The sequence below is a fragment of the Kyrpidia spormannii genome (genome assembly GCF_002804065.1).
Lineage (GTDB): Bacteria > Bacillota > Bacilli > Kyrpidiales > Kyrpidiaceae > Kyrpidia > Kyrpidia spormannii.
This window is the reverse complement of sequence record NZ_CP024955.1, coordinates 297,708-312,764: the sequence shown is the minus strand read 5'-3', so window position 1 is coordinate 312,764 and position 15,057 is coordinate 297,708. Positions and strand designations below refer to the sequence as shown.

Here is a 15,057-nt window from a genome sequence, read left to right as displayed (position 1 = left end):
ACCGTGATAACCAGGCTCTGTCTATTCAGCCCTTTGAGAATCCGGTTGATGGGAATCGTAAACTCGCCCCCTGTTGGCCCGCGGAGATTGGAATGCTCCAGTGCAGCCGTGCGTACCGGAAGAGCAACTCTTCCTCGGATCCGCGACTGACCTCCACCAGTGTTGGTGAGATCTTCTCCGGCACAACTTCAGATCCACCGGCTATGTATCGGAGAAGTCGATGTTCGTGCTGACGCAGGCCGCGCGCCTCATGAATCCGGTGCCGGACAGCGAGGGCGTGGAGTTGACGAATCCTTTCCTTCTGCACGTCGTGCGGCAGGGCGACACCGCGGTCTGTGACTTGAAAGCCTTGGCGCTTCAATGTCGAAATGATTTGGCCGCGTAACACCTCTGCTTGAATCTGCCGCAGCGTCTCTTCGACAAAAATCACGTTGTCGAGGCGATCGTCGGATTGCTTTGCATCCGGCTTTTGTTCTTCGGCTGTAACAGTCGAGGTGGATATGGAGTCAACGGTATTTACAAACGGTGTCTCCTTCCGGAACAAAATACATAAGTTTTGGCCTATAGTCCTATCTAATACTTTAATACGACTTAATACGACATCGGGCACAAAAATCCTTTGTCGCCAAAACACATCAGGTGAACGCGATGCGTCCCGAACTGAATCGAGGGCATCCACCGCGGGCCGATACGGTCGAACTTGCCGAACGGTCTTTCGGCCAAACTGGCCTTTTTTGGGCGGTATTTATAAGCCCATTCGTTGAATCACATTCTCGACTACCTCGGCAACTCTTTCGCGCTGAGGACCTTCGTGAAACTGTCCATAGTGATCCTTCGAGATGCGACAGCTCGTCCCTGTTAAAAAAACGAACTTGTCGGAGAAAAGATCAAAAACCTTGTCATAATACACTTCGCAATTAGCGCCTGAATCCAATTTCACAGACTGTGGCTTTTCAACGCGTCGTATTCTCAGATCCGTTAACGTCTTAAGCGCTTTATAAACTCCGGATCCATTGACGAATATGAGTTTGACGTGATCATTAAATAGTTGTGGTATCAACCAAGGGATGCAATTCGAGATATACGCGTCGTGGTCTTCCTTAATGTTACCCCACACCGGATCCGTTGGACACTTTACAATATCCACGTTGGCGACATTTTCCAAATGATTGATGCCAAAAGAGAGCGGTCCCCACGAATCTGTGTCAATCATGTTCAAGAAGCGCTCCGCCGGATCAAACCAATCCAGGTGTTCTCCAGTCTGAAAATAATCCCGTTGACGGTTCCTTATCCGTTGAATCTGGTCGCGATTCAGGCAGTCCCTTGCCGACTTACCGTCGTTGTTCAACGGTGAATACAATGGGTGCGTTTTGGCGCCCGGCCGGATACTTGTGTACTCCCGGTGGGAAGGGTTGAGACTCAACATCACGACGGGGGCACGAGAATTTCCGAACGCTTCAACCGGAATGAAGTACTCCGTATAACCTTGCAGGCCCCTACATTTTGAACAGAAAAACACCGCGGAATCAACCATGGTTTGTACCCCCTTGGATCATGTACATCCTGCTGAAGATCTCATATCGGAAGAATCACCCGGGCGTCCCCCGCGAGATGTCCCCATGCTTGTACCACGATATCGTTCATATGAACCGGTTTTTTGAATGCCTCGCTTCCTCGTCCTGCCTCAAAAACTCCAACGTCGTCAGCGCCTTCTTGATCGCCGGATCACCCATCGCCAATTCCTCCAACTGCCCCTTCGTTTTCGCCGTGAAAAACAGTGGTTCGGCTACTTTTTTCACTGGAAGTCAACGGAAAAGGCAGACGAATCAGAAAGCCTCGTCGGGAAATTCCGCCTACCGGGGCCCCGCCTCCACCAGCCGCTTCACCACGTGGCCGCCGATGTACCCGGCACCACCCGAGGCCAGTGTCGTGTCCATTTCCCATAGCTTCCTTTGTCCATCTGCTCTTTCTACTATCCCCAAATGTCTTGGATTAACTGTTTTATCTCATGTGAGCTGATTCCGCCGTTTTCATCGTCTTGCGTCACAATGAGTGTTCCCCTTTCTCCTCCACCTTCTTCAATCGGAAGGATGTTCTGAGAGCGATACCATTGCAGCTTGCGTTCCCATCGTTCCCGATACTGTGGATTGTAGAGCATTCCACAATGTTCCCAGTAATAAGTAATCCCTCTGTTATCATCTTCGATGGTAAAGTCCGGATAACGAATTTGCCCGTCCGTACCTCGCAAGGGCAACTCATAATGGTACTGGATCCCTGCCGAAGCCAGTGCATCGGCAATGATAACCTCTGACTTGGAACGCATCGGTTCGCCCTTCCCAGACTTGTGAATGAGATTGTCTTCCAGAAGGACATCGCCGATCGCCGTCGGCATCGGCCTTTCGAATAGGTTGGTCAATCTCCGTGCCGTATCGGAAAAGTAATCCGATGAATACTTCAGAATATCGGTGGGTTCACCCTGAATGAGGATGACGATTTTTTGCTGTTGTCTGGTCAATGCGGTGTACAAAAGTTCTCTTGTTACGGTTCGACACGGTTGGGGTAGGACCAAAAAACAGATTCCAAATTCGCTCCCCTGTGCTTTGTGAACGGTGATGGCATACGCAAGCTCCAACAGAGGATTCCCTTCATCACGAAAATCCCGGTTGGTATAGTCATACATAAACCCTTGTTGAGACGCGAACTCCACCTGGAGTTTTGTGGGCGCTGTGGTCATGCCTTTGTTTCTGAACTGGCCCACCACAATTCCGATCTCCCCATTGGCAACATATTTCAGAGCATCGGAGGTATTCGGATATACCCGGTCCCTCGAATGGTTTAACACATTGATCACTTTATCTCCGTAAACAATCCCTTCCGCCCCCATCGGAGAAGGTATCTTCCGTTGCCATGGCGGAAGCTTTGCTGATTGAATCATACGTCGTCGGAATGTGTGTTGAATAAAACGATTGAGATCACGCACGCCGTGTGCCATTCCTCGCACAGGAGATAATATTTGCCACTTTTCGACGTGCTTTGCCGCGCCTCGATTGAAGTAGACGTAACTCCCGAACACGGTCCCTCCCAAACGTAATTCGAAGCCCGTGGCATCCAGACGATCACTGAGCTCTAGTTCCTCAGATAAGACGGTCAGCAACTGCTCGTGCAATTCCGCTTCGTCCCTCCACGTTACGAACCGAAGATGCGGCGATTCATCCCGGGTCAGCGCCGCGTTAAATACCTCATCATCACCGGGTCCGAGTGCCCGACCGCTGAACCACTCTGCCAATTGCAGGTCTTCACGTGTTTCGCCCCGGTATCTGCGCCGAATGGTCAGTTCGGCATAACCCGCGCCTACTTTAGGTTGTCGGGTCGCGATATCGGAAGGTGTTAACCAATTCACGATGTCGACAAACGGCCGTCCCGCACCGATCGGTGGCAGCTGTCGTGGATCGCCCACGAGAATCAGACGCTGAACTCCCCTGAGTGCGTCCAGCAGGGCGGCGAGCTGGTTCTCTGTGAGCATGGACGCTTCGTCGATGATTACGGTTTTTGCCCCGGAGTACCGTTCGTGATCGGACATGTAGTAAAAACCCGTATTCTCATCATATCGTCCCCACTGCCGGAGAAACTGCGCCAACGTTTGAGCGTGAAAGCCGGTAGACTGTTGCAGTCGGACACGTGCCTTCCCGGTGGGAGCCAGAAGTAGCACCCCATCGTTACGGATTGAGGGCTCATTGCAAAGAACGGACAGCAATGTAGTCTTTCCTGTCCCGGCCGGGCCGACCAAGACAGAGATCCTTGACTCCGCGAGTTCTTTTAAAGACGCAGCCTTCTCCTCACGAGCCTTGCTTTCAAGCTCGTCGTTTACGGGACCGGGCAGTTTTTCATTGAGCCGCTGTACCCAATCGACGGACAACCCGTGCCGCTTTCCTTTGATGCGCTGCTTCACGGTCTTTCGGATAAATATTCCTATTTCGTTAAATTCTCGAAGTTGGTATGCCGCTGAACCGTTTTTGAGTTCGCAGACATGAATATCCGGCGCAAACTGATCTTGAATGGCATCCAGTAAATCGCCGTCTATGTCACAGGACGGGTCGATGTTGAGAGCCCTGAATTGACGGATCAACTCTGCACGAGGAAGCAAAGTGTGCCCGCGATCCGCAGCCCGGTATAACAAGAAAACGAATATCGCGCGCAGTCTTCGGACGTCGGCGTTGCTTTCCATCGCCGATAAGGCTGGAAGGGGATGTGAGCGGAGTACCGATGCGCCCGGCAGCACGCCCCGGTCAATCGTCCATATGCTCACCGGATCGACCGCCATGTGATCACGTTCGAAGATCAGATAGGGATTCTGAAGAATCTCATGGTCGGTGACATCAATCCCTGCATCCGCCCGTCGTTCGGGATCATACCATCGTTTGGCTTGGTCTGCGGTGAGTTCAAATCGAGACAAGAGCTTCAGCAACTCAATGCGCTCGGGTTTATTCTCATGAAGGTCTTTCCACTTCGCTTGCAACACGCTCGTGACTTGCCCTTGCATTGAGGCGGGCAGTGCGGTCGGATTTCGAAATACATGATCAACCAAGGACCACGGATCTTCGTCGCCCTGCAATTGAGCGGCCAACTCATAAGCCAGAAAACTGCCCAACTGCACACCGAAGGCGGATAATGCGGCTCCAAGGCCGGGGTACGGGCCACGCAGTTGCCAAAGTTCGCCCAGTCTTTCGTCAATCCATTGTAGAACCCTCTCCCAAGGGCCTTCCACCAAGGTCATCGAATTCTCGATCACCGTTTACACTCGAGGAGTCCCGCGATAGCGGCATCATGAAGCACGTGTTCTGCAGCATAGGAGAATTCGATCTGCCTATCGTCGGGGGCAAAAGCGACAAAGTCCTCCGGATTGAAGGACGAATCTGCTTGGAGTTTTCCCAGAATACTGTGGTACGGAAGCAGAAAGCCGTCACGGAATTCCGGCTCGATGGAATGCTGAACCACACGATCCCAAATGTATGAGCGAATGGGTCTGTCCTCGGCATATTCATATTCTACGAGCGGTCCGACATGTTTTACTCTGCCCACACCGACGATGACCCGCCGCTCGTCTTCCATCAGCGGGGTTTGCTTGGCATAGAAGAAACACAAAGACCGTTCCGGCTGGATGGCGCTGAAGAAACCTTCAAGCAAGGCTTTTTGATTGTCGGGCGACTGTACCCAACGATTATTTCTCAACCATTCGGGATCCGTAGGTTCTCGATCCGGCGACGCATCTATCCCATGTTCTTCAGCCAACTGCCAGGCGAACTGTCGGTTCATCCAGCGGAATGGAATCGCCGCCACAGAATAAGGCGGCAAACGCAGTTTGGTCGGTAAAATATGTTTGTGTGCTTCGCTTGTTGGACTATATGGCTGAACAACAGTCCGAACAATTTCAAATGGTGCCATCAGGGTGCCGCGTTCCGCGATACACGCAGGCCATTGGGATTCCGGCAACTCAGAGAGCAACCTCCCGGCAACTGCGGACTCGTCATCATCCTTGCGTGACTCACGTATTCTATCAAGCGCTAAACAAGCTGCGTTCCCTCGTGGATTCGTACAGACACGTCCATCCCAGGCCGTATCGTGCCAAGGAACGCGAATGGAAATATGGCGTAAAGGAAGCGTGGTCATTGGCCCTCACCTCATACGCGTTACTCTATTATGCTATTCTATCATACAGGACCCTCACCCCTTGGCCCAACATACGGTGTTGTGGCCGTTGGACGCTGATATAAGCCATCGATTAGACCTAGTTGCGGACAACTTGATGCGAGGGAAACACACCTGGAGCAAACCCGTTAGCTGGGTAAAGCAATTCCCGGACTCGATCCGCACTGACAATCTGTGAACCCGGATCTAAGAACACATCGGGGATGCCCCGGGCGTATGCCCGCACATATTGCATCCCGAATATGGACCACATGGACTCAACCATTTGAACGAAAGACATATCGATCCCGGACCTTTCGGATACACGCTGAATGTGCGCTTTCAATTCGTCTCCAATCAGCCATTTGTCCGGAGCCGATGGATCATATCCAACAACAACCGAGCAGTATACCGATTCAGCATGATTCTTTCGCGCGGTAAAAACGCTTCGATATATGAAGTCGTCCGGCGGCACCGAGTATCCGAGAAATACAAGATGTCTCGCCCCTTCCAGCGAGGCTCTCATGTCTCGCTGGATCTGTTCAAGGGACGGACCATGACCGCCTTTAAAATTAGTCTGAAGAATCAGCGGAGTGTCCTTCAATTCGGTGATCTCACCGCAAAATGGGCACTGGACTCCGTCGAAACATCCACGGACACGTCGTGCCATCACCTCCTCCCGAGATTTGGCCCGAAATCCAAACTGAAGTCCCGGTAGCGGCAATGGGGGGAAAATACCAGGCGATTGCAAGGACCATTCATCTCCGAGACACACCACCACCTTGCCGCAATTCGGACATTCTCGAGACGAAGAACTTCCGTGCGGAAAAAAGAATTTCCCCACGCGGGCGCGGCGTCCGGTGACGTGTTCCGGGTCATTTATGCGTTGCACCACAGTTTCGTTAAACGAATACCAGATGTCGGGCGTCTTGCCGTCGACCTGCCGTACCCCTGAAAGAGCGCCGATATCAAGAAACAACTTCAATTTTTGTGGCGGATTCCCAACGTAGGGGGCATGGACAGAATTATTCCCCCTTTTATGGCAATTCAACATGAGCCACAGCAAAAGTGGATCCCAGTTCATGCTAATAACCGAGTAGCTGAATAAATAAAAGTTGCGCTCTTGAAGTGGCTTCCCTTCCCGCGCCAACCGTAATCCTTCCTCGATCATCAAGTCATACAGAACAGTCGCAAATTGTTCAAACGTCTTCAAAACAGACTGTTTGTTATGGATCAACTCTTGGTAGCCGAGACTGTGGAGCAACAAGAACAGCAATATGAGTGCGTTTCGTGCATGCCTCAAGCGATCGGGGCGTATGAACATTCCGGGCGACTGACCGTGTCCCGGCACCCGAAACCCGAGTCCGCTCCCGATATGTAAATCCAACACATTGAAAATGTCTTGTATCGGGACATATTGGCCGTCCGGCGACTCACCGCGACGGATCGGACACGCATGGATCACTTCGCGCAACGTCGCCCAGTCATAAGTCACTCTGAGATACTGCACAATTTCCATGATATCCGTTTCCGTATGCGCCGCAAACTGCCGTTTTCCGGCCTCAATTCCCAGGGGCATTGAATCGTCGCCAAGAATCAGCAGGAGGTCGCGAATCACATGCCCATACCTATCATCAATCCAATTTCCAAATGCAGATCGGACCCGTTCCTCCAGCGTCAAATTTCTATCTGCCAAGGTCCAAATCGACTTTGCCAATTGAACTGTCGTTTTCATACCTAGAGACGCGGTGGCGCCGCCGCCCCAAAATATGGCGGTCTCGGGCCACCGTGGTCGGTGCGATTTGATCTCAGCTTCCACGTTATGATCCCACCAATCTGATTTCATCAACAACGATCGGCGTGGACGCTTGCCCATCCGTGACATTAATGTTTTTAAAGAGGAAAAACGCAGGCATGCTTTTTTCAGTAATATAAAGAAGTGTTTTTTTGATATAAAAGGAATTCCTACCGGTCTTAAACCAACAATGCTCAGTCAACGCAATCACACTTTGACTGTTATCTATCTCTGCCTGTAGAAACCCCTCCTGATCCAGACGGCACGGAAGAAACAGATTGGAAATTTTGGAGCGTCCTTGATACTCATGTTTTACAGTGTACTCTGGAACACATGCCAACCGAAACATATAGTTATAGCTATTGGTGGCCCCTGTAGATAATTCTTTAACCTTCGCTTTTGTAATATACCAGCGGCAGTTATCCGCATTAACACCATTCTGGTTTGGTTTTTTTTCCATGTTCATCCCCCTTGTTACGGATCAGAACACTGGCCAACAGCGGAGGAATTTGATCCGAACCCTAGATCCAAAGAGCTCGTGTAACATCCTGCATGCTTAACGTGATCTTTTCGGTCTTTCAATCGGTACGGCAACAGACCGGCGACGATCCGTGCAAACTCTCCGCCCGAGAAAACGTGTTTGGATCTTCATTGTCTTTCCGCCGCCTTCATCCCGGCGTCCTCCGGCCTTGGCTTTTCCATCATACCGGCCACCTTCTTCAGAGCCCGTTCATGTATTGAATGAAATCCTCCCATGAGATGGCTTTCCCATTCTTGGGTTGCGTTTTCCCTTCGCACCATATGAGTTGGGTCTTTGTAACGACCAGATCACCCAAATGTTCATCCTTGCTGTTTCTTACTTCGAATTCAAGCCCATTGTTCTTGATCTGCATTTCTACGTTGAATTTTTTGATGAAAACCCTCACGAATCTACATCCTCCCTAACAGATAGTTAACCGGTCTATGCGATTCATAATATCATATACTAGGTTTCACGCCTAGATGAGCCCACAGTTCCTTGATCTCGCCAGGCTACCAGTATCCACTGTGATTCGGATATCTCGCAGAACGTTGTTTCGTTCACTTGCATCCTTTAAGACGATGTGTTAATTTAACACTATGTGGCAATAAAACACAAAGTGTTGAAGCTGACAAGGAGGAAAACGAACATGGACGAAAACAAGGTAAGGTTCAACATGTACATTGATTCCGACCTAGACGACGGGTTGACGGCTTTGGCGGAAACTACAAAGTTAAGCAAAAATTCGCTTATCAGCCTAGCTATAGCCAAGCTTCTCATGGAGTTTAATTTAATCCAACATACAGAAAAAATCAATAGATTTGACGTGATCAAAAGAACTGATTACTGCGACCTTCTAAAACAAGCGAAGCTAAAGGTAGGTGATACCGTAAGTGCAATTGAGCGAATTTATGTTCACCAAACGCAGCAAGATGAAATCCGCTTCGCATATTACAAGATGAACAAGAACGACAATGAACGACTCATTCTTCGCCCTCTTGACATCAATGAAGATGAACTGCTCGTTCTCATGGTTGACGCCGCAAAAAAAGGCGTTTTCACCGCTGACTTTACACGCAGGCTCAAAGCATTATTGTAAGACAATGGCCACGTAAAAGGCCCCCCGGCAAATCGAATCCAGAGGGCCCGCATGGTTGGTTTACCATTAGTTTACTTGGACGACTTTAACAGGGTGGCCATGTACTGGCCGTAGTGGCGAGCCAGATCCAGTTCTTCCTCTCTTGGTTTATTGATGGGGGCATCCTTGCTGGCTTCCACCGGAATCGTGGCGGCAATTCCATAAGGGCACGCGTAGAGGGCGTGTTTTTCATCCGGTAAGCTGGGAGGCGAAACGACAATCATACCGTGGTGATGCATCGGAGCCGCCAGTGCGCGCAGAAGGTTTTCAATGCCTCCATGGGCCGTTGACGTGGTTCCGAAGACGCCTCCGAACTTTCCTTCCAGTTTCCGCATGAACCACTGCTGTCCAAGTTGAACAAAGAATTGCACCATCTCCGGATTCGGGTTGCCGAAGACGCCGGAAGAACCCCAGATAATGGCATCAAAAGCTTCCAGTTCGGATGGCGAGGTGTCCTTCACCGCCTTTTGGACCACCTCTGTCCCGGTGACGCTCCTGGCTCCGGCTGCGATTTCATCAGCCAGGAATTTGGTGTGACCATTCATGCTGGCGTAACCGACAAAAATTCTCATGTTCCTTTCGCCCTCCATATCGTCGATGTTTAGACAGGAGATTGCACCTCGATGGATACTTTAACCCATTAGCTTTAAAAAGTAAAGTTAATATTCCTTGATATGTATACTTCGGAGTCATAGCAGAACGGTAACTTTCATGACGTACCGCCATTTCCCAGATTTTCGCGCCCAATGGCTCATGGCACCATCGGCCCTTGTCCAACCACCGATGGCCGCCCGTCACTGATCAGGCCCCATCGCTCTCCGGATCACCTCGACCTCTTCTTTCGACAGCTTTGTGACCTGTACAACCTTTTCCGAGTCATCCCCCATGTCAAGCAACGCCCTCGCCAACTCCTTTCGAGCCTCCCGATCCCCTTCCTCTCTTCCCTCTTTCCTTCCTTCCTCTCTCCCCTCCTGCCTTGCTCCTTCCATATCCGCCAGATACGTCTGCAAGCCCTTCATCCGCTCCTCATACAACCTCCGCGCTTCCTCGTCCTGGCTCAAAAACTCCAACGTCGTCAGCACCTTCCGAATCGCCCGATCCCCCATCGCCGTGAAAAACAACATCCAACGCACCAGCCACTGCTCCAACCCCGACGACTGCTCCCGGAGTTTCGGCAACTCGATACAATGAATCTCCGCCAGGTCGGTCAGCGCCTCTTTATCCAGAAACGGATTCAAGATCTCCACATCGGCGACCAGCATTTCGACGGAATCTTCAAACACCTCTGTCATGACGGGTTAATAAATAATGTTGAACCGTGCTACAATGCATGTAAGATGCGAACCAAAGAAGGAGCGAGGGGCTGTGGAGGCTAACCGGATTGACGAGTCAAAGTTTGAGCGGTGGGAGCGAATTGATGGCGCGATTTACGATATGTCGCCACCGCCGACCTCTGATCTTGATAGAGTAGGCCAACCCCTTTCGGGGCCAGCCCCTCAATGAACGGCTCGTGCGGTTTTCCCGCAAACCGCTCTACGTCACTTACTCTCGAACTTGCGTACTCGTTCCTGGGCTCGTTGATACGCAGCAGCTCGCTTGGCCCAGTACGCTGCGTCATCAGCTTTGCGTTGCCGCTTGGCAGCGGCTGCCTTCTCCCTGCGCTGACGGATAAGCGCTAAATACTCGTCATCTGTCAGCGGCAGGCCCGTAGCCGCATCCCGAACAATTCTCTCGGCATATCGAAGTCCCGCCTTTATAAGGCGCTCGTGGGTGTAGATTGACCTGAGCATGTTAGCTCTCCTGTACGTCTTGCTACCGCCACGCTGAGGCAGGCGGCAACGCCGAATACGTTGACGGACATACGCATCTAGCCTGCTCGTCTGTTGACCGAGGAGCGCTGTGGCACAGCGGCATCGGCCTCGAATTGATTTATACACCTGCACCGCTTTAGCAGCTTGTGCCCAGTACGCCGCCTTTCCCATGATGATCGGGTTCACTCTCTCGACCAGCGCTGCCAGACTTAGGGTATGCGTCTTTGGGGTCTTTTCCTTCACTGCCACTCGGAAATCCTTCATGGCTTCCGAGGTACATTTCAGCCCAAAGCTCCATGTTCCGTCCCGTTTTCGAAACCATCCTTGGATTGCCACTCCGAGGTATTCGAGTTCAGGAATTATCCTTCCGTCTGAGGTGCGTTCCTCCATCAGGTGCAGGGTCTTGGTCTTTTCAACCGACAGTTCGAGCTTTAGTCTTTTCATCACAGTTCGAACGATATTTTCCCCATGCTTGACGCCTTCTTCATTCTTTGCGAAGACCAAAAAGTCGTCGGCATAGCGCACAAACTGCACTCCAGCCTTACTGAGCTCCCAGTCCAACTCGTTGAGGTAGACATTGGCCAGCAATGGAGAGATGACTCCGCCCTGCGGCGTACCCGCCTTGGAGAAACTTCTCACACCATTCTCCATGACCCCAGCCTTTAACCACTGCCAGATGAGGTCCAAAATGGATCGGTCGGCAATCCTTCGCTTCATAACCTCCAGCAGTATTCGATGGTCTATACAGTCAAAGTAGCCCTTGATGTCAGCATCGTACACCCAAACATAGCCTTGCTCCATCAGGTGAATGATGCGTCCGAACGCATTGAACGCACCTTTTCCGGGACGGAAGCCGACGGAGGCCGGATGAAACTCCGTCTCGTATAGAGGTTGGAGTATATCCACCACCGCTTGCTGTACAACCTTGTCCCGTATAGACGGAAGGCCAAGTGGACGTTTCTTGCCGTTTCGTTTCGGAATGTAGCGTCTGAGTACTGGCATTGGCTTATAAGTCTTGGCTTTGAGGTCTCTTAGAAGCTCTTGGAGGTTTTCCTCCAATTTGCTTTCAAAAGCGGACAGACTGATTCCGTCTACTCCGCCAGCCCCCCGATTCGCCTTCACTTTTAGCCACGCCTCATACAACCGTTGATAGCTGAGCAAACGTCCGTAAAGATTGTGCCACTTCAAGTTCGAGCGTCTCCTCGCAAGCAGGACCATCTTGGCAGTGTTTCGCAGCGGAGGCTTACCAATTAGCATGCCTGCTTCTGAATCAACTTTTTCAGCAACGACGCCTTCCTTCACTTCACACCGAGTTATGGTCTCGGGGTTACTTCGCTACTATGAAGGCGCTCTGACTTCTCTCGGCACACGAGCAACTTCGGATACCCTTATATGCCCATGCCCACTACGGTAACCGAGAGATCTCGACGGGTCACCCACATTGGCTACAGTGCACATGTCTCACCCTCCACGTGATGAACCGCATACCCCGTTATCGTGGTCGACAGGGCTGCCTCACCCCTCCCTCATGGGGGGGTTTTAGGTTCCGCAGAGAACGCAGCGTCCCCAGTTCATCCCGCCGCTTTGGCATTCAGCATTTCGCTTTCAACCTGCACACTTCGGATAGGGACCTCTCGGCACTCCCTCTCTCCTTCGCCACGTTCCTCACGGAAACGCCCTAGAAGTATCCTTTGCTGCACTGACCACTATGCAGCGCTGACCTGTCCAGCAGTCCAACCGTTGCTGGATGTTCAGCATCCAATGTGGGCTGCCGCCCGCACACCTCCTCCCCCGCCTGAAGGCGGAGGATTCCTTCCTGCCACCAGGGGCCTTGTTGCACCCCTTGGATCGGTCGAACAACCGACTCCCCGGCGCTACACCGGAGAACAGGCGATCCGGGCCAGTCCAGCCCTTAAAATGTTCATCGCTCCCACTGTGTCGGCATTGCCCTCATACCCGCACCTCTCGCACCGGAATGTCGTTTGCCTCGGCCGATTCGCTTGGCTCACATGTCCGCATTCCGGCACCGGACAAGTCTGGCTCGTGTACGGGGCCGGTACGGCCCCCAGCCAGCCTCCCAACCAATGGAGCTTGTAGCCCAAGAACGTTTGAAACATGAACCACCCTTGGTCCAGGATCGCTTTGTTCAGCCCGCTCTTGGCCCGCACGTTCTTTCCCGGATTCTCCCTCGTCCCCTTGGCTGACCGGCTCATGTTCTGGATCCGCAAATCCTCCACAAACACCATCGCGTGGGTTTTGCTGATGGCCGTGGAGGTCTTGTGCAGAAAATCCCGCCGGGCATTCGCAATATGCGCATGAAGACGCTGAAGCCTGGCCTTCTGTTTCTGCCAGTTTCGCGAGAACCTTTTCTTCCGCGACAGCTTCCGCATTTCCCAAGCCAGTTTCTTTTCATGCCGCCGGAACCATCCCGGCGCATCGACAAACGTGCCGTCCGACAGTGCCGCAAAATGCACAATTCCCCGGTCGATCCCCACAGCCGACTCCGACGGGTGAACCGGCTCCGGCACGTCGATCTCCGTCTGGAAAGAGATGTACCAGTGCCCGGCTTGCCATGTTACCGTGGCATTCCGAATCGTCCCGTCGATGGTCCGGGACTTGCGGAACTTCACCCACCCGATCTTGGGCAGGAAAACCTTTGGCAAGACACACCGCCCGTCTGCATCCTTAGTCGACAGGTTGAGCTTGATCTGTTTCGGGTCTGGAAAGCGCAGGCCCGCCTCGTACCGATTCTTTTTCTTGAAGGTCGGGAAGCGCGCCGGGTTGGACTTGTCAAACGCCGCCCGGATTGCCCGATCCAGGAACTTGAGCGTCCATTGCAAAGGGTGCACAGGGGCGTTGGCCAAAAAACCGTATTCCTCGCTGTGTCTCCAGAGTGTCAGGAGCCGGGCAAGCTCCTCATACGAGAGTAAAGGGTACCCGGCCTCCAGTCGCCCCTTTTGCAAGGCCAGCGCCTTGTTCCAGACCAACCGCGCACATCCCCGGTAACGGGTGAGGCACTGGGATTGTTCCGTTGTCGGTTCCAAACGGAATCGAAATGACTTGAGAATTTTCATGTTTTTAGGATATACTTGGTCTATGACAAAGTCAAACGAGATCCGTACAGGTCGACATTGCGTATATAATCTTCATGTCCATTTGGTCTTTGTGACTAAATATCGGCGCGGAGTGTTCACCAAAGAGATTTTGGAAGACCTGCGCGAGATTATGGCCTCCGTCTGTAAAGGTTTTGAAGCCGAATTGTTGGAATTTGACGGTGAGGATGACCACGTGCACCTTTTGGTGACCTATCCACCCAAAGTGGCCATTTCCACGCTGGTGAACAGTCTGAAAGGCGTGTCCAGCCGCCTGATTCGAAAGAAAAACTATACGCAAATTCGCCGAAAGCTATGGGGTGGACATCTCTGGTCCCCAAGTTATTTCGCCGGGAGCTGTGGCGGCGCTCCTCTGTCCGTTATCCGACAGTATATCGAGAGTCAGAGAACACCTAAATGACGCGCCTTATCCTCTTCCTGAAGGAAGAGGTTTGCGGCGCGTTTTTTTCAGATCAAAGTATCGTGAGTAACCTGATACGGGAAATAAGTGTGTACCTGAAGGGGAAGACGTGGAAAGTGTTTCCCGCACCGTTTGGTGTCTGGCTCGATGCTGACGACTACGGAAACTACGTTGAGCCGGACATAACAGTTGTGTGCGATCCAACCAAAATCCATCGGCAGGGCTGTGTTGGCGTGCCGGATATGATTATCGGAGTGCTTTCGCCATCTACAGCTGTTAAAGACAAGACGGTTAAATTGCGTGCTTACAGGGTGGCTGGTGTGCGAGAATATTGGATTGTGGATAGTTCAAACCAGATTGTCGAAGTCTACATGCTTTCGGAAAATGTGTTTGGGGCACCGATAGTATACGGAAAGGATCAAGCCGTAACCGTTGGAATTTTCCCGGATTTAACGATTGACTTGAAAGATGTTTTCTACTTCTAGGGCGACCTTCGGGGCGCCTGGTGGCGCTCTCCTTTCTGTCAGGCCGGAGTTTCGGCAGCTCGATCACATGAATCTCCGCCAGGTCGGTCAGCAAGATCACCGTGGTGTCT

14 protein-coding genes are annotated in these 15,057 nt (G+C 51.9%); 3 read left to right on the top strand and 11 right to left on the bottom strand.

Annotated elements, in window-relative coordinates; genetic code table 11:
* Window positions 1-25 precede the first annotated feature (25 nt).
* The 7 genes from CVV65_RS01660 to CVV65_RS01630 form a co-directional block, all read right to left on the bottom strand.
* Window positions 26-610: a Druantia anti-phage system protein DruA gene (locus CVV65_RS01660; RefSeq protein WP_157935334.1), complete on the bottom strand. Its 585-nt coding sequence runs from the start codon at window positions 608-610 to the stop codon at window positions 26-28.
* 135 nt (window positions 611-745) lie between these two features.
* A complete protein-coding gene (locus tag CVV65_RS01655) occupies window positions 746-1,534 on the bottom strand; it encodes a hypothetical protein (protein ID WP_100666672.1) in 789 nt (262 codons plus the stop codon).
* A gap of 438 nt (window positions 1,535-1,972) precedes the next feature.
* Window positions 1,973-4,789, bottom strand: coding sequence for an ATP-dependent DNA helicase (locus CVV65_RS01650; RefSeq protein ID WP_100666671.1), 2,817 nt, complete (start codon window positions 4,787-4,789; stop codon window positions 1,973-1,975).
* The gene (locus CVV65_RS01645) at window positions 4,786-5,502 is read right to left on the bottom strand and encodes a hypothetical protein (protein ID WP_100666670.1); all 717 of its coding nucleotides are present in this window, start codon (window positions 5,500-5,502) and stop codon (window positions 4,786-4,788) included. The genes CVV65_RS01650 and CVV65_RS01645 overlap by 4 nt, the downstream gene beginning before the upstream one ends.
* Before the next feature lie 283 nt (window positions 5,503-5,785).
* Window positions 5,786-7,504, bottom strand: coding sequence for a hypothetical protein (locus CVV65_RS01640; protein ID WP_100666669.1), 1,719 nt, complete (start codon window positions 7,502-7,504; stop codon window positions 5,786-5,788).
* A 1-nt stretch (window position 7,505) separates the two neighbouring features.
* Window positions 7,506-7,940 carry a hypothetical protein gene (locus CVV65_RS01635; RefSeq protein ID WP_100666668.1) on the bottom strand — a complete coding sequence of 145 codons (435 nt, stop codon included), beginning with the start codon at window positions 7,938-7,940 and terminating at the stop codon, window positions 7,506-7,508.
* 259 nt (window positions 7,941-8,199) lie between these two features.
* The gene (locus CVV65_RS01630) at window positions 8,200-8,406 is read right to left on the bottom strand and encodes a hypothetical protein (protein ID WP_100666667.1); all 207 of its coding nucleotides are present in this window, start codon (window positions 8,404-8,406) and stop codon (window positions 8,200-8,202) included.
* A gap of 243 nt (window positions 8,407-8,649) precedes the next feature.
* Here CVV65_RS01630 and CVV65_RS01625 point away from each other — a divergent pair, with 243 nt between their 5' ends.
* On the top strand, window positions 8,650-9,099 hold the full coding sequence (locus tag CVV65_RS01625; RefSeq protein ID WP_100666666.1) for a hypothetical protein: 450 nt from the start codon (window positions 8,650-8,652) through the stop codon (window positions 9,097-9,099).
* Window positions 9,100-9,170: 71 nt separating this feature from the next.
* Here CVV65_RS01625 and CVV65_RS01620 read toward each other — a convergent pair whose 3' ends face one another.
* From CVV65_RS01620 to CVV65_RS01600, 4 genes are all read right to left on the bottom strand, one after another.
* The gene (locus CVV65_RS01620; RefSeq protein ID WP_133121185.1) at window positions 9,171-9,710 is read right to left on the bottom strand and encodes a flavodoxin domain-containing protein; all 540 of its coding nucleotides are present in this window, start codon (window positions 9,708-9,710) and stop codon (window positions 9,171-9,173) included.
* Between the two features lie 222 nt (window positions 9,711-9,932).
* Window positions 9,933-10,400, bottom strand: coding sequence for an Rpn family recombination-promoting nuclease/putative transposase (locus CVV65_RS01615; RefSeq protein WP_232796675.1), 468 nt, complete (start codon window positions 10,398-10,400; stop codon window positions 9,933-9,935).
* A gap of 276 nt (window positions 10,401-10,676) precedes the next feature.
* Window positions 10,677-12,137 carry a group II intron reverse transcriptase/maturase gene (ltrA, locus tag CVV65_RS01605; RefSeq protein ID WP_157935332.1) on the bottom strand — a complete coding sequence of 487 codons (1,461 nt, stop codon included), beginning with the start codon at window positions 12,135-12,137 and terminating at the stop codon, window positions 10,677-10,679.
* 686 nt (window positions 12,138-12,823) lie between these two features.
* Window positions 12,824-14,023 (bottom strand): RNA-guided endonuclease InsQ/TnpB family protein, encoded by a 1,200-nt coding sequence (locus CVV65_RS01600; protein ID WP_100666662.1) that lies wholly within the window; start codon window positions 14,021-14,023, stop codon window positions 12,824-12,826.
* Window positions 14,024-14,045: 22 nt separating this feature from the next.
* Between CVV65_RS01600 and tnpA the strand changes: the two genes are divergently transcribed.
* Window positions 14,046-14,462 carry an IS200/IS605 family transposase gene (gene tnpA, locus CVV65_RS01595; protein WP_100669103.1) on the top strand — a complete coding sequence of 139 codons (417 nt, stop codon included), beginning with the start codon at window positions 14,046-14,048 and terminating at the stop codon, window positions 14,460-14,462.
* Window positions 14,459-14,947, top strand: coding sequence for a Uma2 family endonuclease (locus tag CVV65_RS01590; protein ID WP_232796674.1), 489 nt, complete (start codon window positions 14,459-14,461; stop codon window positions 14,945-14,947). The genes tnpA and CVV65_RS01590 overlap by 4 nt, the downstream gene beginning before the upstream one ends.
* Window positions 14,948-15,057: the final 110 nt, after the last annotated feature.

What these genes read in the sequence shown, in the direction of transcription:
- CVV65_RS01655 (WP_100666672.1), bottom strand. Translation starts at nt 1,534, where the DNA reads ATGGTTGATTCCGCGGTGTTTTTCTGTTCAAAATGTAGGGGCCTGCAA.
- CVV65_RS01635 (WP_100666668.1), bottom strand. Translation starts at nt 7,940, where the DNA reads ATGGAAAAAAAACCAAACCAGAATGGTGTTAATGCGGATAACTGCCGC.
- CVV65_RS01625 (WP_100666666.1), top strand. Translation starts at nt 8,650, where the DNA reads ATGGACGAAAACAAGGTAAGGTTCAACATGTACATTGATTCCGACCTA.
- CVV65_RS01620 (WP_133121185.1), bottom strand. Translation starts at nt 9,710, where the DNA reads ATGAGAATTTTTGTCGGTTACGCCAGCATGAATGGTCACACCAAATTC.
- CVV65_RS01615 (WP_232796675.1), bottom strand. Translation starts at nt 10,400, where the DNA reads ATGCTGGTCGCCGATGTGGAGATCTTGAATCCGTTTCTGGATAAAGAG.
- CVV65_RS01600 (WP_100666662.1), bottom strand. Translation starts at nt 14,023, where the DNA reads ATGAAAATTCTCAAGTCATTTCGATTCCGTTTGGAACCGACAACGGAA.
- tnpA (WP_100669103.1), top strand. Translation starts at nt 14,046, where the DNA reads ATGACAAAGTCAAACGAGATCCGTACAGGTCGACATTGCGTATATAAT.
- CVV65_RS01590 (WP_232796674.1), top strand. Translation starts at nt 14,459, where the DNA reads ATGACGCGCCTTATCCTCTTCCTGAAGGAAGAGGTTTGCGGCGCGTTT.